The following is a 17,704-nucleotide window of genomic DNA, read 5'->3' as shown; positions in this document are numbered from 1 at the left end:
ATTCCATGACCAACGTCGATCACGTCGAAATCGCCAAGTTCGAGGCCCTCGCCCACCGCTGGTGGGACCGCGAGAGCGAGTTCAAACCCCTGCACGACATCAATCCCTTGCGAGTCAACTGGATTGACGAGCGCGTCAAGCTGGCCGGCAAGAAAGTGCTGGACGTCGGCTGCGGCGGCGGCATCCTCAGCGAATCCATGGCCCAGCGTGGCGCCACCGTGACGGGCATCGACATGGGCGAAGCGCCTTTGGCGGTCGCCCAGTTGCACCAGCTGGAATCCGGCGTACCGGTGGAGTACCGCCGCATCACCGCCGAAGCACTGGCTGCCGAGATGCCTGGCCAGTTCGACGTGGTCACCTGCATGGAAATGCTCGAGCATGTGCCGGACCCGGCCTCGGTGATTCGCGCCTGCTACACCCTGGTCAAGCCGGGCGGACAGGTATTCTTCTCCACCATCAACCGCAATCCCAAGGCCTACCTCTTCGCCATCGTCGGCGCCGAGTACGTCATGCGCCTTCTGCCGCGCGGCACCCACGACTTCAAGAAGTTCATCCGCCCGTCAGAACTCGGCGCCTGGAGCCGCGCCGCCGGCCTCTCGGTGAAGGACATCATCGGCCTGACCTACAACCCGCTTACCAAGCACTACAAGCTGGAAGCAGACGTCGACGTCAATTACATGATCCAGACCCTGCGCGAGGAATGACCGGCATGCGTCTTCAAGCGGTACTTTTCGATATGGACGGCACCCTGCTCGACTCGGCGCCGGACTTCATTGCTATCTGCCAGTCCATGCTCGCTGAACGCGGCCTACCAGCCCGGGACGAGAAGGCGATCCGCGACGTGGTTTCCGGCGGCGCCCGCGCCATGGTCGCCTGCGCCTTCGAGATGGACCCGGAATCCCCGGAGTTCGAACCCCTGCGCCTGGAATTCCTGGAGCGCTACCAGAAGCATTGCGCCGTGCTCACCCGTCCGTTCGACGGCATCGACGAGCTTCTGGCGGATATCGAACAGGCCAAACTGATCTGGGGCGTGGTGACCAACAAGCCGGTGCGATTTGCCGAACCCATCATGGAGCAGCTCGGCCTGGCCGGACGATCCGCCGTGCTGATCTGCCCCGACCACGTAAAGAACAGCAAGCCGGACCCGGAAATGCTGCTGCTCGCCTGCAGCAAGCTGAACCTGGACCCGGCTGCAGTACTCTTCGTTGGTGACGACCTGCGCGATATCGAATCCGGCCGCGCCGCCGGCACCCGCACCGCTGCGGTCAGCTACGGCTACATCCACCCCAGCGACAACCCCGCGCACTGGGGCGCCGACGTTGTAGTCCACCATCCGCTCGAACTGCGCGCAGTGCTCGACCGCGCGCTGTGCAGCTGCTGAAACCCGGAGCGCCCCGTAGGAGATTCAAATGTTCCAGTATTCCGCCCGCCCCGATCTGCTCAAGGACCGGGTCATCCTGATCACCGGTGCCGGTCGCGGCATCGGCGCCGCCGCCGCCAAGACCTTCGCTGCCCACGGTGCCACCGTGCTTCTGCTGGGCAAGACCGAAGCCAGCCTGAACGCGGTGTATGACGAGATCGAGGCCGCCGGCCACCCGCAAGCCGCCGTGATTCCCTTCAACCTGGAAACCGCCCAGCCGCACCAGTACGACGAACTGGCGGCAACCCTGGAAACGGAATTCGGCCATATCGACGGCATTCTGCACAACGCCTCGATCCTTGGTCCGCGCACGCCCATCGAGCAGCTCTCGGGCGACAACTTCATGCGCGTCATGCAGGTCAACGTCAACGCCATGTTCATGCTGACCAGCACACTGCTGCCGCTGCTGAAACTGTCCAAAGACGCCTCGGTGGTCTTCACCTCCAGCAGCGTCGGCCGCAAGGGACGCGCTTACTGGGGCGCCTACGCGGTCTCCAAGTTCGCCACCGAGGGACTGATGCAGGTCCTGGCTGACGAAGTTGACGGCATTGCCAGCGTGCGCTCCAACAGCGTCAATCCCGGTGCTACCCGCACCGATATGCGCGCCCAGGCCTATCCCGGTGAAAATCCTGACAACAATCCGGAACCCGCCGAAATCATGCCTGTCTACCTCTATCTCATGGGGCCAGACAGCGCTGGTGTTAACGGCCAGGCTTTCGACGCGCAATGACCTCCCTCCGCGGCGGTCATCCGATCGCCGCAGCCTCCGCCAGTTTTCCGGCGGCGCTTCCCTGTGACCGGCATCACATTGCCATGATTTCGCCACCAGGCCGGCAATGGCTTGCCGCACGACATGGCAGATAACAGCTAAACACCTGAAATTAAAGCAATTTTTAATAGCCAGAAACTCCTGGCACGAAAATAGCTCTACCCCTGGTGTCGTCGCACATAGCGTCAGAGGTTCAACTCAATGGTTCCTCCCTCCCAGTCCAACACCATCGATTTCGACGCCGCCAAGCTGCAGCGCCTCGGCTTCTCCAGCAAGCGCCAACCCAAGCTGCGTCCAATCAGCCTGGCCGAACTACGTCGCCAGCTGAACCTGCAGTTGCAGACCAGCCTGGAGGTGGAACGCATCGTCAGCCTGTTCTTCGCCGAAGTGCAGCGCCTGGTCTCTCTCGACGCCCTGGGCTATCAGCACCAGAGCAGCGATCTGCGCCTGGAATACGGCAACCGTTCCAGCCACTCCGCGGGCTATCGCCTGACTCACGAAGGTGAGTACCTGGGGGAACTTATCTTCCGCCGCAATCAGCGCTTCGACGAACACGAACTCAACCAGCTCGAGTCCCTGCTATCCACCCTGCTCTTCCCGCTGCGTAATGCCCTGCTCTACCGTGCGGCGGTCCAGAGTGCCCTGCGCGATCCGCTGACCGACACCGGCAATCGCATTGCCATGGAGCAGACGCTGCAACGCGAAGTGGACCTGGCCCGTCGCAACCTGCAGCCGCTGTCAGTGCTGATGCTGGACATCGATCACTTCAAGCGCATCAACGACGAGTTCGGTCATGGCACCGGCGACGAAGTATTGAAAGCGGTGGCCAACACGCTCAAATCGCGCCTGCGCAACGTCGACATGGTGTTCCGCTTTGGCGGCGAGGAATTCCTCGTGCTGCTCTCCGGCACCTGCCGCGACGCAGCCGCGATAGTGGGCGAACGCCTGCGAATGGGCATCCTCGAACTACAATGCCTGGCTCAAGGTCACCCGCTGGACCTATCCATCAGCCTGGGCTGCGCCACCCTACTGCCTGCGGAATCGGTGGAAAGCCTGCTGCGTCGTGCGGACAACGCCCTCTATGTGGCCAAGCGTGAAGGCCGCAATCGGCTGTCCATGGCTGGCTGATCGACGTGCTCGCCGCACAATAGACAGACAAAAAGAAGGGGCTCAATCGAGCCCCTTCTTCATTACACCGTCAATCAACGCTTACGACCGAAACCCGGACGCTGGCCGTCACCGCCAGCGGGCCCACTGCGCTTATGCTGCGGACGCTGGGGCTTACGGGCCGGACGGTCGGCCAGCTCAACGGCCGGACGCTCACCCTGGGGCTTGGCCGGGCGCTTCTTGTTCACGTCACGCGGACGGTCGGCCACCGGCGTGCCACGGGGAGCACGAGCCGGGCGTTCATCACCGTCGCGACGCGGACCACGGGCGGGACGCTCGCCACCTTCGCTACGCGGACCACGAGCGGGACGCTCATCGCCTTCACGGCGAGGACCGCGGGCGGGACGCTCACCACCTTCGCTGCGCGGGCCACGAGCCGGACGCTCATCGCCCTCACGGCGCGGACCGCGAGCCGGACGCTCACCACCCTCGCTGCGCGGGCCACGAGCCGGACGCTCATCGCCTTCACGGCGCGGACCACGAGCCGGACGCTCATCACCCTCGCTGCGCGGGCCACGAGCCGGACGCTCATCACCCTCACGGCGAGGACCACGGGCCGGGCGTTCGTTGTCATCACGACGCGGCGCGCGAGCACCAACAGGCTTGGCGGACTTGCGCTGCAGGCGATCCAGCTTTTCGCGGAACTTGCCTTTCATGGATGGGAGGGCCACCGGCTTGAGCCCGACTTCGGTGCTGAGGATATCCACTTCGTTCTGGCTCATTTCGCGCCAGCGCCCCATGGTCAGGTCGGAAGTGATGAACACGGGACCGAAACGCACTCGCTTCAGGCGGCTGACCACCAGCCCCTGGGATTCCCAGAGACGGCGCACTTCGCGGTTACGACCTTCCATCACCACGCAGTGGTACCAGTGATTAAGTCCTTCGCCGCCTGGGGCTTCCTTGATGTCGGTGAACTTGGCTGGGCCGTCGTCGAGCATTACGCCCTTCTTGAGGTTCTCCAGCATTTCCTCAGTGACTTCGCCACGCACACGCACCGCATACTCGCGGTCCATCTCGTAGGAGGGGTGCATCAGGCGGTTGGCCAGCTCGCCGTCGGTGGTGAACAGCAGCAGGCCGGTGGTATTGATGTCCAGGCGACCGATGTTGATCCAGCGACCGGCCTTGAGGCGCGGCAGGCGCTCGAACACCGTGGGACGGCCTTCCGGATCGTCACGGGTGCAGACTTCGCCTTCGGGCTTGTTGTAGATCAGGACGCGGCGGACGCTCTCGACCTCTTCTTCGCGCTTGAGCAGGCGACCATCGACGCTGATGGCGTCATGGGTATCGACGCGCTGGCCAAGGGTAGCGGCCTCGCCGTTGACCTTTACCCGGCCTTCAGTGATCCACGCTTCGATATCGCGGCGCGAGGCCAACCCCATACGGGCCAGGACCTTCTGCAGTTTTTCCCCTGCGGGGCTGAATTCGACTTCACTCATCTGGGCACCTCCCGGTGTATCAGTAAAACGGCCGCGCATCATACGCGGCCGGTGGCACTCAGGCTAGTTGAGCAAAGTCCCGACGTCAGCCCTTCCGCTGACCGGTGGTGTCAATGCAGGGTTTCGTCCGGCAGCGACTCTCCGTCCTCTTCAGCGGCAACGGTGTCCGCTTCATCAGCCTCGGTGCGCAACAGGTCGTCGAAGTCGGTCTTCAGGCCCTCTTCCATGATGTCCAGCTCGGCCAGCAGGGAACGGAAACTGGTTTCTTCACGCGGCTCGGTCGGCTGCTCGGCATCAGCGCGGGCCTGCAGACCATCGGGCACCGGCGCCTCACCGTCCTCCAGAGCCAGCACCGGCTCGGGCTCCAACTCGCGCAGGGCAGCCAGCGGTGGAAGTTCTTCGAGGCTTTTGAGGTTGAAGTGGTCGAGGAAAGCGCGGGTTGTAGCGAACATCGCCGGTTTTCCGGGTACGTCGCGATAACCGACTACGCGGATCCACTCGCGCTCCAGCAGCGTCTTGACGATCTGACTGTTGACCGCGACGCCCCGGATGTCCTCGATCTCGCCCCGAGTGATGGGTTGCCGGTAGGCCACCAAAGCCAGGGTTTCCAGCATGGCGCGGGAGTAGCGCTGCGGGCGCTCCTCCCAAAGTCGGCCGACCCAGGGCGAAAATCGCTCGCGCACCTGCAGGCGATAGCCGGAGGCCACTTCGCGCAGTTCGAACGCACGCCCCTCGCAGCTCTTGGCCAGAATCGCCAGGGCGGAACGAATCACCGACAACTCGGGCCGTTCGGCCTCTTCAAAAAGTTCGGCCAGGCGCTCCAGCGACAAGGGCTTGCCGGACGCCAGGAGAAAGGCTTCCAGCAGCGAGGCGAGGTCGTTGGGGTCGTTGAGATTCATCTACTCGGCCCTGGCGCGCACGTGGATGGGGGCAAAGGGCTCATTTTGCACGAGTTCCACCAACTGTTCCTTGATCAGTTCCAGCACGGCCATGAAGGTGACCACGACTCCGAGGCGGCCCTCCTCCGCAGTGAACAGCATGACGAAGGGTACGAAGGCGCCACCCTTGAGCTTTTCCAGCACTTCGCTCATACGCTCGCGAGTGGACAATGCCTCGCGGGTTACCTGGTGACTTTCGAACATGTCGGCGCGGCGCAGCACTTCGGCCATGGACAGCAGCAGCTCTTCCAGTGCGACGTCCGGCAACAGCTTGCGCGCCCGCGCCTCTGGAGCATCGATCCGCGGCACGGTGACGTCACGCCCTACCCGCGGCAACTGGTCGATGCCTTCGGCCGCGGCCTTGAAGCGTTCATATTCCTGGAGACGGCGAATCAGTTCGGCACGCGGATCGTCTTCCTCTTCCTCCGCTTCGTTCGAGCGCGGCAGCAGCATGCGTGACTTGATCTCGGCCAGCATGGCGGCCATCACCAGATATTCGGCGGCCAGCTCCAGGCGCACCGACTTCATCAGCTCGACATAGGCCATGTACTGGTGGGTGATGGCTGCCACCGGGATGTCGAGGATGTCGATGTTCTGCTTGCGTATCAGATACAGCAGCAGGTCAAGGGGACCTTCGAAAGCCTCGAGGAAAACCTCCAGGGCATCCGGCGGAATATAGAGGTCCTGCGGCAGCTCGGTCACCGCCTGGCCGTACACCAGGGCAAAGGGCAGCTCCTGTTGAGCACCCGCCTGGGGATCTGGCGACTCGGATGGCGGTGTTTCGTGCATCTATTGCTCTCGCTGCGGCGCTACTTCCGGGGGGTGAGGCCCATCGACAAGGACCGGTGGGCGGGAAAACGGGCAAGTTAGCACCATGTGCCAGACTTAAAAAGTGTGACGCAGCACCCCTGGTCAGGTCTGGAGCCAAAGGCTCATGGAGGTTCCGATGAAACTCTTTACCCTGATGTTCAGTGCCTTCCTGGTGTCCCTCTGCCTCGCCGTCGTGCCCGTAACTACGGCACAGGCGGGCATGATCGGCACGGACGAAGCAGTCTCCGCCCAGCCGCAATCCACCGATCACGCAAGAATCGATGCTTTTCTGAGCAAATCCGAAGTTCAGGACCAAATGCGCGCAATGGGCGTGGATGCCGCTACGGCCCGTGCCAGGGCGCAGGCCCTGACCAGCGCGGAGGCGGCCCAATTGGCGCAGAAGATGGACTCAGTGCCCACAGGCGGGAACATCAGCACTACCGACTTCATCATCATCCTGCTGGTGATCATCCTGGTGGCGATCCTGCTTTGAGCGACGCCGTCACTCCTCATCGAGGAAGGGCTGCGGGTCACCGCAGCCCACTCGTACCACGTCTGGCTTGCCTTCCGACAGGTTGATGACAGTGGAGGCGGCCATGCCACCGTGGCCGCCATCGATGATCAGGTCCACCTGGTGCTCGAGGATCTGCCGCATCTCGTAGGGATCACTCATCGGCAAATCTTCCCCCGGCAGGATCAGGGTAGTGCTCATCAGCGGCGCACCCAGCTGTTCCAGCAACGCCAGCGTGATGGGGTGGTCCGGCACCCGCAGGCCAATCGTGCGCCGCTTCGGATGCATCAACATGCGCGGCACTTCACGGGTGGCATTGAGGATGAAGGTGTAGGGCCCCGGCGTATGTGCCTTGATGAGACGGAACGCTGTGGTATCCACCTTGGCGAACACACCGATCTCGGAGAGATCGCGGCAGAGCAAGGTGAAGTTGTGCTTCTCGTCCAGTCGGCGCAGTCGGCGAATGCGCTCCACTGCGCCCTTGTCACCAATCAGGCACCCCAGGGCGTAAGAGGAATCGGTGGGATAGACGATCACCCCGCCCGCCTTGATGATTTCCACGGCCTGCCGGATCAGGCGCGGCTGTGGATTCTCCGCGTGTACCTGGAAAAATTGACTCACAACGTCTCCCTGTTCAGAGGGCAGCAGTAGGGCTGTGTGCATGGCGGAAGCGCCCCCAGATCGGCGGCAGATCATCCGGCAAGGGTCGGTACATGCCCAGCTCCGACCAATCGCAGGGTGCATGGAAGTCACTACCGGCACTGACCAACATGCCGAATTCGCGCGCGAGCACGGCCAGGCTTCCCACCTGGTCCGCCGGCTGCAGGCCATTCACGACTTCCAGTGCGTGACCGCCGGCCTGAATGAAGTCCGCCACCAGCTTGCGTCGTTTCGCGCCGGTGAAGTTGTACTGCCAGGGGTGCGCCAGGCTGATCCAGGCGCCGGCGGCACTCAAGGTGCCCACCGCTTCGGCGAGGGTCGGCCAGTGCTGTTTCACATCGCCCAGCTTGCCGGCTCCCAGCCATTTGCGGAATGCCTCGGCGCGGTCGCGCACATGGCCCGCTCGAACGAGGAACTCAGCGAAGTGCGGGCGCGCCGGTGCATTGCCGCTGTCGCCTAGCTCCTGCTGCACCGCGCGCGCACCTTCCAACGCTCCCGGCATGCCTTTGGCGGCGAGGCGTCGGGAAATTTCTTCTGCCCGAGCCCAACGCCCGTGATGCAGGCTGGCAATAGCCTCCAGTAGAGAAGGTGCATCAGCGGCAAAGGCGTATCCCAGAACATGGATGGTGGCGCCCCCCCAGGTGCAGGACAGTTCGATACCGTTGATCAGCTGCATGTCCAGCGCCACGGCCGCTTCGCGGGCTTCGTCCAATCCCTCCAGGGTGTCATGATCGGTCAGCGCCAACAGGCGAACCCCCCGCTCATGGGCGCGGGCGACCAGGGCCGCGGGGGCCAGGGCACCGTCGGAGGCCGTACTGTGGCAATGCAGGTCGATCTGCATGGGGTCTGCTTTCGCTAGGGGAATGGTTTGTTATTATGCCGCCACATCCCGCTTCTGGCTGCTGCCGTGAAACAATTCATCGACTTCATCCCGCTTGTCCTCTTCTTCATCGTCTACAAACTGGAACCGCGTGCCGTCGAACTGGCAGGGCACACCTATATGCTAGGCGGTATTTTCAGTGCCACAGCCGTTCTGATAATCAGCTCGGTGATCGTCTATGGCGCCATCTTCCTTCACCAGCGCCGCCTGGAAAAAGGCCAGTGGCTGACTCTGGTCGCCTGCCTGGTCTTCGGCGGCATGACCCTGGCCTTCCACAGCGAGACTTTCCTCAAATGGAAAGCGCCGGTCGTGAACTGGCTTTTCGCCCTGGCCTTCGCCGGCAGCCACTTCATCGGTGACAAACCCCTGATCCAGCGCGTGATGGGCCACGCCCTGAGCCTGCCGCAGGTCATCTGGGTGCGCCTGAACCTGGCCTGGATCTCATTCTTCCTGGTCTGCGGCTTCGCCAACCTTTTCGTGGCTTTCACCTTCCACGAGTTCTGGGTCGACTTCAAAGTCTTCGGCAGCCTCGGCATGACCGTGCTCTTCCTGGTTGGCCAAGGCGTCTACCTGGCCCGTCATATCCATGACGGCGAAACCGAAAAGCCTCAACAATAAGGACTGTCATGCTCTACGCCATCATCGCCACCGACGTTGCCAATTCCCTGGAAAATCGTCTCGCTGCCCGCCCCGCGCACCTCGCACGCCTGGAGCAGCTGAAGGCCGAAGGCCGCATCGTGGTGGCCGGTCCGCACCCTGCGGTCGACAGCAATGATCCGGGCAGTGCAGGTTTTACCGGCAGCCTGATCGTCGCCGAGTTCGACTCCCTCGAGGCGGCCAAGGCCTGGGCCGACGCCGACCCGTATCGCGCCGCCGGCGTCTATGCCGACGTTGTGGTCAAGCCGTTCAAGCAGGTATTCCCCTAAGCCAGCACCTTCTATCAGTCAGCCCCTGCCAGGAAAAAGGAGTTCCCATGCACGTCGGTCAATTGCCCCTGCTGTTAACCGCCGCGCTGCTCTGCAGCCTGGCCCAGGCTGAAGAACTCCAACCTGCAACACCGGAGACGGAAAGCACTCCGGTGATGACGGAAGCTGCCCGAGAGCCCATTGCCGCCAACGACGCCCTGCTCGCCCAGGTCGACCAGTTGCAGCGGCAACTGGCTGAAAGCGAGCGTCTGCGCAACGAACTGACCACCCAGGTCGAAGCTGTCGGCAATGAGCGCGAGAACGCCCAGCTCACCCGGTTGCGTCAGGAAAACCAGCGCCTCAAGCTGCAACTCAAGGAAGCACAGGCCTCGCAAGCGCCGCGCCTGCTGAGCGAGCAACAGACCTGGTTCGCGGTGGGCGGCGGCGTTGCTCTGCTCTCCCTGTTTACCGGCCTGATCGCCCGCGGCGGGCGTCGCCAGCGCCGCCAATGGATCAACTGACCGCACCATGAGTGAACTGCTGCTTATCGATGACGATCAGGAACTCTGCGAGCTCCTGATCAGTTGGCTCAGCCAAGAAGGCTTCGTCGTCCGCGCCTGCCATGACGGCCACTCGGCACGTACCGCCTTGGCGGAGCACGCGCCATCCGCAGTGGTGCTGGATGTGATGCTGCCGGACGGTAGCGGCCTGGAACTGCTCAAGCAGTTGCGCAGCGATCATCCGGAGTTACCCGTCCTCATGCTCTCCGCCCGGGGCGAACCATTGGACCGCATCCTCGGCCTGGAGCTGGGCGCCGACGACTATCTGGCCAAGCCTTGCGACCCCCGCGAGCTCACCGCCCGCCTGCGCGCCGTGCTTCGCCGCAGCCAGCCGCCGCAACCATCCAGCCAACTGGAGCTGGGCGACCTCTGCTACAGCCCGGCGCGGGGCGTCGTCACCATTGGCAATCACGAGGTGACCCTGACGCTCTCCGAAGGCCGCCTACTCGAAGCCCTGCTGCGTCAACCCGGCGAACCACTGGACAAGCAGCAACTGGCGCAGCTGGCGCTCGGCCGCAAGCTGACCCTCTACGACCGTAGCCTGGACATGCATGTCAGCAACCTGCGCAAGAAGCTCGGCCCCCATGCTGACGGGCGCCCTCGCATCCTCGCGCTGCGCAGTCGCGGCTACTACTACAGCGCCTGAGAGTCTGTTTACGATCTCGCGCAGCAGATCGTCATCAGGCTCTGCGTCTTTACCCAGCCTTTACCCACGACTGACCGCCCTTGACCTTGCCATCCCTAGACTGGGCACATCCGGCAACCGGCCGGAATCGAGACTAGGAGAACCACCATGCGCAAGACCCTTACCGCCCTGTTGCTCGCCGCTACCCTGCCGACCCTGGCCATGGCCATGCCGGAAGGCGGCCCGCGCCACGAGCGCGGTTTCGGTGGCCACATGTTCAAGGAACTGAACCTGACCCAGGAACAGCGCCATGAGATCGGCAAGCTGATGCGCGACCAGATGAAATCCCGTCACGACATCACTCAGCGCTACCTGGACAAGCTGCCGGCTGCCGAGAAGAAGGCCATGCAGGACGAACTGAAGGCCGCCGAGACCAAGAACCGCGAAGCCATCCGCGCTCAGCTCAAGCCCGATCAGCAGAAGACCTTCGACGACATCCAGAAGAAAATGGAAGAACGTCGCGCTGAACGCGCCGAGTTCGAAGCCTGGAAGGCCGAGAAGGACAAGAAGGCCCAGTAATCGCCTTGCGGCATCCGCCGCAGGCACCGACCACACACCCATCAGGCCAGCCGGCCTGATGGGTTTTGCCGTTCAGGAGCAACCCCGTGCGTTCACTCTTCTGGAGAATCCTGGCCACCCTCTGGCTGGCGCTGGCCCTGGTAGCCGGCCTGTCCATCCTGCTGGGCCGCGCCCTCAACCAGGATGCCTGGATCCTCAGTCACCACCCCACCCTCCAGGGGCTGGCCGAGCGCCTCGTGCAGCGCTATGAAGGGCAAGGCCCGCACGACACGCAGCGATACCTGGAGCACTTCCGTCATCGCGCACGGATCGACATTCAGATACTCAACGACACCGGCCAACCGGTAGTAGAAGGTACGTTCCCTCCGCGTGCTGCGGCCTTCGAGGCCCGCCAGCAGAACTCGCGCCGACTGCCCTGGCGTCGCCTGACCGAGGAATACACCAGCCCAGCCAGCGGCGAGTCCTATCTGCTCATCTACCGCATTCCCTACCGCGAACTGGATGCCTGGCACCGCGGCAGCCTGCTGTGGCCCTTTAGCGCGCTGGGCATCGCCCTGGTAGTACTGACGCTGTTCAGCCTGGCCCTCACCCTGTCCATCACCCGGCCGCTGGACCGCCTTCGCCGCGCCGTACACGACCTCGGCCAGACGGCTTACCAGCAAGACAGCCTGGCGCGCCTGGCACGTCGACGGGATGAGCTAGGCGTTCTGGCCGGCGACTTCAACCGCATGGGGCAACGCCTGCAAGGCTTGATTGGCAGCCAGCGCCAACTCCTGCGCGACGTGTCCCACGAACTGCGCTCGCCACTCGCGCGTCTGCGCATCGCCCTGGCGCTGGCCGAGCGCGCCGAGCCCCATCAACGGGACGCCCTGTGGCCACGCCTGGGCCAGGAATGCGACCGCCTCGAAGCCCTGATCAGCGAAATCCTCGCCCTGGCCCGGCTCGATGCGGAACCTGGCGCTCACCGTCCGATCACAATGCGGCCACTGCTGGAAAAGCTGAAGGACGACGCCCGACTGCTGGCGCCGGACCAGCAAGTCCGCATCGATTGCACCGGCGACCCAAAAGTCGAGGGCTGGCCCGACATGCTGGAACGCGCGCTGGACAACCTGCTGCGCAACGCCCTGCGCTTCAATCCCCTAGGGCAGCCGGTGGAAGTAACGGTCAAGGAACAGGAAGGAAGCCTGGTGATCCAGGTCCGCGACCACGGCCCAGGTGCCGCCAACGAACACCTGGCATTGCTGGGCGAACCCTTCTTCCGCGCCCCCAATCAGACCGGAGCTGGCCATGGCTTGGGACTGGCCATCGCCCGTCGGGCAGTGGAGCGCCACGGCGGCAGCCTGTCCTTGGGCAATCACCCCGAGGGCGGCTTCATCGCCACCCTGGAGTTACCCACTGTATTGAAGGCCTGATCAGCCCCAGGCCTGAACGAAGTCTGCCGAAGCCAGTTCCGGCGCTGCACGGCGCTCACCCTCGACACTGCCCAGGTAGAGGAAACCCACCACCCGCTCGTTCTCGGCCAGCCCGAGGCCGGTGGCGACGGTGCGGTCATACGCCATCTCGCCGGTACGCCAGATGGCCCCCAGTCCAAGCGCATGAGCGGCCAGCAGCATGCCGTGAGCGGCGCAACCGGCCGACAGCAATTGCTCGACTTCCGGCACCTTGTGGCCGGCCTGCAAGGTAGCGATCACCACGACCATCAGGGGTGCCCGCAGCGGCATATTGCGCGCCTTGGTAGTAGCGGCTTCCGACGCCTGGGCATCCTTGGCGAGCACAGCGGACACGAACAGCTCACCGAGCTTCTCGCGACCTTCGCCTTCGATGGTCAGGAAGCGCCAGGGACGCAGATAGCCATGGTCTGGTGCACGCAAGGCCGCGCGGAACAGCACCTCGCGCTGGGCGGCGTCCGGGGCGGGTGCCTGCAGGCGAGCCAGGGATACGCGGTTAAGCAGAGCGTCGAGAGCCTCCATCGGCCACCTCCATAAATCAGGGAGCCGGCATTCTAGCCGATAACGCGACTCAGTCCCGGATCTGCGGTAATCAGTCTGACTTCCAGCGATGGCAACAGTCCATCGAACACTACGTACCTGGAACCGCGCAAGGGCAACTATCCAGTTCTGCACCAGCTCCCTGAAGCGGCTTTGATCTGGGCGTTTCAGGGGGGGCAAAGGCCGGATAGAATGCCGCGTCCGAACACCGTCCAGAGAGCTCCATGTCCCTGCCGACACTGCGCACTATCGGCTTCATCATCGGCCTGTTTCTCATCACGCTGGCAGTGAGCATGGTCATTCCCATGCTCACTCTCCTGCTCTTCGAGCGCACCGACGACATCTTCGCCTTCCTCTGGTCGAGCCTGATCACCTTCGTCGTCGGCCTGGCACTGGTCGGTCCCGGACGCCCGGAACACATCAACCTGCGGCCGCGCGACATGTACATGCTGACCACGGCGAGCTGGGTCATCGTCTGCTGCTTCGCGGCACTGCCCATGGTGCTGATCCAGCACATCAGCTACACGGACTCGTTCTTTGAGACCATGTCCGGCATCACAACAACCGGTTCCACAGTGCTCACCGGCCTGGACCATGCTTCGCCTGGTCTGCTGATCTGGCGCTCCATGCTGCATTGGCTTGGCGGTATCGGCTTCATCGGCATGGCGGTGGCGATTCTGCCGCTGCTGCGGGTCGGCGGCATGCGCCTGTTCCAGACCGAGTCATCCGACTGGGGCGAGAAAGTCATGCCACGCTCACACATGGTGGCCAAGTACATCGTGCTGATCTACACCGGGCTGACCATCCTCGGCACCGTCGCATTCTGGCTCGCCGGCATGACGCCATTCGAGGCCGTCAACCACTCGATGTCGCTGATTTCCACCGGCGGCTTCTCCACCTCCGACGCCTCGCTGGCCAACTGGAGGCAACCCGCTGTGCACTGGGTGGCAGTGGTGGTGATGATACTTGGCAGCCTGCCCTTCACGTTGCTCGTCGCCACGCTGCGCGGCAACCGTACCGCCTTGCTGCGCGATCACCAGGTCCACGGCTTCGTCGGTTTCCTGGTGGTCACCTGGCTATTTGTCGGTACGTGGCTTTGGGCCAACTCCGACAACGCCTGGCTCGACGCCGTAAGGATCGTTGCACTGAACGTTACCTCGGTCGTCACGACGACGGGGGTGGTGCTTGGCGACTACACCCTCTGGGGCAGTTTCTCGGTGCTGCTGTTCTTCTACCTGACCTTCGTCGGCGGCTGTTCGGGCTCAACCGCCGGTGGACTGAAGATCTTCCGCTTCCAGGTGGCCTGGCAATTGCTGATGGCCAACCTGCAACAACTGGTGCACCCGCGCGCGGTGATCAAGCAGCAGTACAACGGCCATAACCTCGACGACGACATCGTCCGTTCGCTGATCACCTTCTCGTTCTTCTTCACCACCACCATTGCCGTAATCGCTCTCGGCCTCTGCCTGCTGGGCCTGGACTGGGTCACCGCCCTTACCGGAGCCGCCACGGCGGTGTGCAACGTCGGACCGGGCCTGGGGCCCATCATTGGACCGGTGGGCAACTTCTCCACCCTGCCGGATTCGGCCAAATGGCTGCTGACCATCGGCATGCTGCTCGGCCGTCTCGAGATTCTCACGGTACTGGTGCTGTTCACACCGAAGTTCTGGCGGCACTGAAACCGTCATGCCCGGTTTTACAGGATGCGGCGCAGGGTTAGAATTGCGCCTTTCGCCCCTTGTCTGAAGCGGACCCCATGGCCCTGCCGACACTTCGCATCATCGGCTTTCTCAACGGTATCTTCCTGATCACCCTGGCGGTCAGCATGGCCATTCCCGTGCTGACACTGGTGACCTACGACCGCACAGGCGACATCAATTCCTTTGTCTGGTCGAGCTTGATCACCTTCATCGCGGGACTGGCGCTGATCATTCCCGGGCGCCCCGAACACGTCCACCTGCGCCCTCGCGACATGTACCTCCTGACAGTGTCGAGTTGGATCGTCGTTTGCGTTTTCGCGGCCCTGCCCTTCCTGTTCACCCAGCGCATCAGCTACACCGACGCCTGGTTCGAGAGCATGTCCGGCATCACCGCCACTGGCGCCACGGTACTGAGTGGCCTGGACAACATGTCGCCAGGCATCCTCATCTGGCGCTCGCTGCTGCACTGGCTCGGGGGCATTGGCTTCATCGGCATGGCGGTAGCGATCCTGCCACTGCTGCGCATTGGTGGCATGCGCCTGTTCCAGACCGAATCGTCCGACCGCTCGGACAAGGTCATGCCGCGCTCCCACATGGTGGCCAAATACATCGTCGCCATTTACGTGGGCTTCACATTGATTGGCTCCCTGGCCTTCTGGGCCGCCGGTATGAGCCTGTTCGATGCGGTCAACCACGCCATGTCGGCTATCGCCACCGGCGGATTCTCCACGTCCGATCAGTCCCTGGCCAAGTGGGACGCGCCGGCGGTGCACTGGGTAGCGGTGGTCGTGATGATCCTCGGCAGCCTGCCCTTCATGCTCTACGTGTCGGTCCTGCGGGGAAATCGCAAGGCCCTGATCAAGGATGAACAGGTACGCGGCTTCATCGCCCTGCTGCTTGCGACATGGCTGGTGCTAGGCACCTGGTACTGGCTGACCACCGAACTTCACTGGCTGGATGCGCTGCGCCACGTGGCGGTGAACACCACATCCATCCTCACCACTACCGGTTTCGCCCTGGGCGACTACAGCCTCTGGGGCAACTTCTCACTGATGTTGTTCTTCTACCTGGGCTTCGTCGGCGGCTGCTCCGGCTCGACCGCCGGCGGCATCAAGATCTTCCGATTCCAGGTCGCCTACATCCTGCTGAAAGCCAACCTGACGCAACTGGTGCATCCGCGCGCGGTGATCAAGCAGAGCTACAACGGCCACCGGCTGGACGAAGATATCGTCCGCTCGATCCTGACCTTCTCGTTCTTCTTCACTCTAATCATTTGCGCCATCGCCCTGGGCCTTTCGCTGATGGGGCTGGACTGGATCACCGCACTCACCGGCGCTGCGGCGACGGTTTCCGGCGTAGGCCCCGGGCTGGGCGAGATCATTGGCCCGGCGGGCAACTTTTCCAGCCTGCCGGACGGCGCCAAGTGGCTGCTGACCCTCGGCATGCTGATGGGCCGCCTGGAGATCCTCACCGTCCTGGTCCTGCTCACGCCTTATTTCTGGAGGCACTGAGGCTCAGTGCGCTAGCGGTTTAACTGTGGGAGCGATTTCAATCGCGAATGAATTCGCTCCCACAGGCTTTCGTAGGTTGGTGCGGGCGGCGTTCCGCTAGAGCGCAGCGAAAGGCAACGCTTCGGCGCCTGTAACTGACTGCGTTGGGCCTCATAGACTCGGACCAACCCACGGGGCCGCTAATTCCCCACGGCGGGCGCGGATCAGACCTCTTCCAGGCGCGCTCGGTATTCTCCCGGTGTGCTGTCGAACCAGCGGCGGAAGGCACGGAAGAAGTTGCTCGGATCAGCGAAACCCAACAGGTAGGCAATCTCCAGCAAGGTCAGGTTTGCCTGTGCCAGGTACTGCTCGGCCAGCTCGCGGCGCGTGTCGTCCAGCAGTTGCTGGAAGCTCACACCCTCTTCCTGCAAGCGCCGTTGCAGGGTGCGTTGCGAAAAGTGCATCAGGCTCGCAACCACCTCGCGCTTGGGCTCGCCCTGGGGCAACAGGCGGCAAAGCACCTGCCGCACCTGGTGGGTGACGCGGGTACCGGAGAAGCGCGCCAGGTAGTCACCGGCGAAGCGATCGTGTAGCTGGGCCAGAGATTCGTTCGCGGTGGGCAATGGCGTATCCATGTCAGCGCGACTGAACAGCAAGGCGCAGTGCTCGGCATTGAAACGCAACGGGGCCTGAAACACCTGGCGATAGGGTTCGAGGTCCGTGGGCGCCGGCCCCTGGAAACGAATCTCCAGCGGGTTGATCGGTCGCCCGGTCATCCACCGGCAGAATGCCAGGCAATAAGCCATGGACGCCTCGGCGCTCTGCCGCGCCGGCGGCAGCCGATCGCCATGGATCGACAGCCGCAGCTCGTAGCCTTCCGGCGTGCCGCCGAAGCTGAGGTCGGCGCCCTCGGCGATGATTCGCTGGTAGCGCACCAGCCGCGCGAACCCCTCCTTGAGAGTACGGCTGGACATCAGCGCATAGCCGACCACGTGGAAGGATGCCGGCCGTACGACCTTGGCCATGTTCAGGCCGATGGCCGGATTACCGGACAGCTCGACCGCGCGCAACCAGAGGCGTGTCATGCCGTCCTGGGGGAAACGGGCGTCAGGATCATTCAAGGCCTGGTAGTCGAGACCGAGTTCGGGAAACAGGTTGCGGCAGTCCACACCGCCCATTTCCAGGGCCTGGACTATCCCCAGGGCCCAGCTCGAAGAAGTCGTGCGTTCGCTCATGGCGCCTTCTTGTTCTGAAGTTCAAGGCAGC

20 protein-coding genes are annotated in these 17,704 nt (G+C 63.4%); 13 read left to right on the top strand and 7 right to left on the bottom strand.

Annotation, left to right across the window (positions count from 1 at the left end):
- The first annotated feature begins 5 nt into the window (after positions 1–5).
- The 4 genes from ubiG (at position 6) to D6Z43_RS01785 (ending at position 3,317) form a co-directional block, all read left to right on the top strand.
- Positions 6–704, top strand: coding sequence for a bifunctional 2-polyprenyl-6-hydroxyphenol methylase/3-demethylubiquinol 3-O-methyltransferase UbiG (gene ubiG / locus D6Z43_RS01800; protein ID WP_120650012.1), 699 nt, complete (start codon positions 6–8; stop codon positions 702–704).
- A complete protein-coding gene (mupP, locus tag D6Z43_RS01795; protein WP_174235565.1) occupies positions 701–1,381 on the top strand; it encodes an N-acetylmuramic acid 6-phosphate phosphatase MupP in 681 nt (226 codons plus the stop codon). The genes ubiG and mupP overlap by 4 nt, the downstream gene beginning before the upstream one ends.
- 28 nt (positions 1,382–1,409) lie before the next feature.
- Positions 1,410–2,150 carry a YciK family oxidoreductase gene (locus D6Z43_RS01790; protein WP_120650010.1) on the top strand — a complete coding sequence of 247 codons (741 nt, stop codon included), beginning with the start codon at positions 1,410–1,412 and terminating at the stop codon, positions 2,148–2,150.
- Between the two features lie 240 nt (positions 2,151–2,390).
- Entirely contained in the window at positions 2,391–3,317 is a 927-nt protein-coding gene (locus D6Z43_RS01785) for a GGDEF domain-containing protein (RefSeq protein WP_120650009.1), read from the top strand.
- A gap of 74 nt (positions 3,318–3,391) precedes the next feature.
- Here the strand turns inward: D6Z43_RS01785 and rluB are convergent, their stop codons facing one another.
- The 3 genes from rluB to D6Z43_RS01770 form a co-directional block, all read right to left on the bottom strand.
- Positions 3,392–4,792 carry a 23S rRNA pseudouridine(2605) synthase RluB gene (gene rluB, locus D6Z43_RS01780; protein WP_120650008.1) on the bottom strand — a complete coding sequence of 467 codons (1,401 nt, stop codon included), beginning with the start codon at positions 4,790–4,792 and terminating at the stop codon, positions 3,392–3,394.
- Between the two features lie 110 nt (positions 4,793–4,902).
- Entirely contained in the window at positions 4,903–5,691 is a 789-nt protein-coding gene (gene scpB, locus D6Z43_RS01775; protein WP_120650007.1) for an SMC-Scp complex subunit ScpB, read from the bottom strand.
- Complete coding sequence (locus tag D6Z43_RS01770) at positions 5,692–6,390, bottom strand: ScpA family protein (protein ID WP_162945884.1); 699 nt, start codon at positions 6,388–6,390, stop codon at positions 5,692–5,694. It lies immediately after the preceding gene.
- Positions 6,391–6,676: 286 nt separating this feature from the next.
- On the opposite strand from D6Z43_RS01770, the gene D6Z43_RS01765 reads away from it, so the two are divergent.
- A complete protein-coding gene (locus tag D6Z43_RS01765; protein WP_120650005.1) occupies positions 6,677–7,033 on the top strand; it encodes a PA2779 family protein in 357 nt (118 codons plus the stop codon).
- Positions 7,034–7,042: 9 nt separating this feature from the next.
- On the opposite strand, the gene D6Z43_RS01760 is transcribed toward D6Z43_RS01765, so the two are convergent.
- Both D6Z43_RS01760 and D6Z43_RS01755 read right to left on the bottom strand, forming a co-directional pair.
- On the bottom strand, positions 7,043–7,672 hold the full coding sequence (locus D6Z43_RS01760; RefSeq protein WP_120650004.1) for an L-threonylcarbamoyladenylate synthase: 630 nt from the start codon (positions 7,670–7,672) through the stop codon (positions 7,043–7,045).
- Positions 7,673–7,685: 13 nt separating this feature from the next.
- Complete coding sequence (locus D6Z43_RS01755) at positions 7,686–8,552, bottom strand: PHP domain-containing protein (RefSeq protein ID WP_120650003.1); 867 nt, start codon at positions 8,550–8,552, stop codon at positions 7,686–7,688.
- Between the two features lie 66 nt (positions 8,553–8,618).
- Here D6Z43_RS01755 and D6Z43_RS01750 point away from each other — a divergent pair, with 66 nt between their 5' ends.
- From D6Z43_RS01750 to D6Z43_RS01725, 6 genes are all read left to right on the top strand, one after another.
- The gene (locus tag D6Z43_RS01750; protein WP_218569231.1) at positions 8,619–9,209 is read left to right on the top strand and encodes a septation protein A; all 591 of its coding nucleotides are present in this window, start codon (positions 8,619–8,621) and stop codon (positions 9,207–9,209) included.
- Between the two features lie 8 nt (positions 9,210–9,217).
- Positions 9,218–9,517, top strand: coding sequence for a YciI family protein (locus tag D6Z43_RS01745; RefSeq protein WP_120650001.1), 300 nt, complete (start codon positions 9,218–9,220; stop codon positions 9,515–9,517).
- A 47-nt stretch (positions 9,518–9,564) separates the two neighbouring features.
- Positions 9,565–10,017 carry a hypothetical protein gene (locus tag D6Z43_RS01740; protein WP_120650000.1) on the top strand — a complete coding sequence of 151 codons (453 nt, stop codon included), beginning with the start codon at positions 9,565–9,567 and terminating at the stop codon, positions 10,015–10,017.
- A gap of 7 nt (positions 10,018–10,024) precedes the next feature.
- Positions 10,025–10,702: a response regulator transcription factor gene (locus D6Z43_RS01735; protein ID WP_120649999.1), complete on the top strand. Its 678-nt coding sequence runs from the start codon at positions 10,025–10,027 to the stop codon at positions 10,700–10,702.
- 147 nt (positions 10,703–10,849) lie between these two features.
- The gene (locus tag D6Z43_RS01730; RefSeq protein ID WP_120649998.1) at positions 10,850–11,260 is read left to right on the top strand and encodes an LTXXQ domain protein; all 411 of its coding nucleotides are present in this window, start codon (positions 10,850–10,852) and stop codon (positions 11,258–11,260) included.
- A gap of 86 nt (positions 11,261–11,346) precedes the next feature.
- The gene (locus tag D6Z43_RS01725) at positions 11,347–12,672 is read left to right on the top strand and encodes a HAMP domain-containing sensor histidine kinase (RefSeq protein ID WP_120649997.1); all 1,326 of its coding nucleotides are present in this window, start codon (positions 11,347–11,349) and stop codon (positions 12,670–12,672) included.
- Here the strand turns inward: D6Z43_RS01725 and D6Z43_RS01720 are convergent, their stop codons facing one another.
- On the bottom strand, positions 12,673–13,230 hold the full coding sequence (locus D6Z43_RS01720) for a nitroreductase family protein (RefSeq protein WP_120649996.1): 558 nt from the start codon (positions 13,228–13,230) through the stop codon (positions 12,673–12,675). It abuts the gene before it with no gap.
- A 242-nt stretch (positions 13,231–13,472) separates the two neighbouring features.
- Between D6Z43_RS01720 and D6Z43_RS01715 the strand changes: the two genes are divergently transcribed.
- Complete coding sequence (locus D6Z43_RS01715; protein ID WP_120649995.1) at positions 13,473–14,927, top strand: TrkH family potassium uptake protein; 1,455 nt, start codon at positions 13,473–13,475, stop codon at positions 14,925–14,927.
- Between the two features lie 77 nt (positions 14,928–15,004).
- Positions 15,005–16,459 (top strand): TrkH family potassium uptake protein, encoded by a 1,455-nt coding sequence (locus D6Z43_RS01710; RefSeq protein WP_120649994.1) that lies wholly within the window; start codon positions 15,005–15,007, stop codon positions 16,457–16,459.
- Between the two features lie 203 nt (positions 16,460–16,662).
- Here D6Z43_RS01710 and D6Z43_RS01705 read toward each other — a convergent pair whose 3' ends face one another.
- A complete protein-coding gene (locus D6Z43_RS01705) occupies positions 16,663–17,673 on the bottom strand; it encodes an AraC family transcriptional regulator (protein ID WP_120649993.1) in 1,011 nt (336 codons plus the stop codon).
- Between the last annotated feature and the right edge of the window lie 31 nt (positions 17,674–17,704).

It is taken from the genome of Pseudomonas sp. DY-1, assembly GCF_003626975.1.
GTDB lineage: Bacteria > Pseudomonadota > Gammaproteobacteria > Pseudomonadales > Pseudomonadaceae > Metapseudomonas.
Note: the sequence above shows the minus strand (reverse complement) of the source record. Positions and strands in the feature narration are given on the sequence as shown.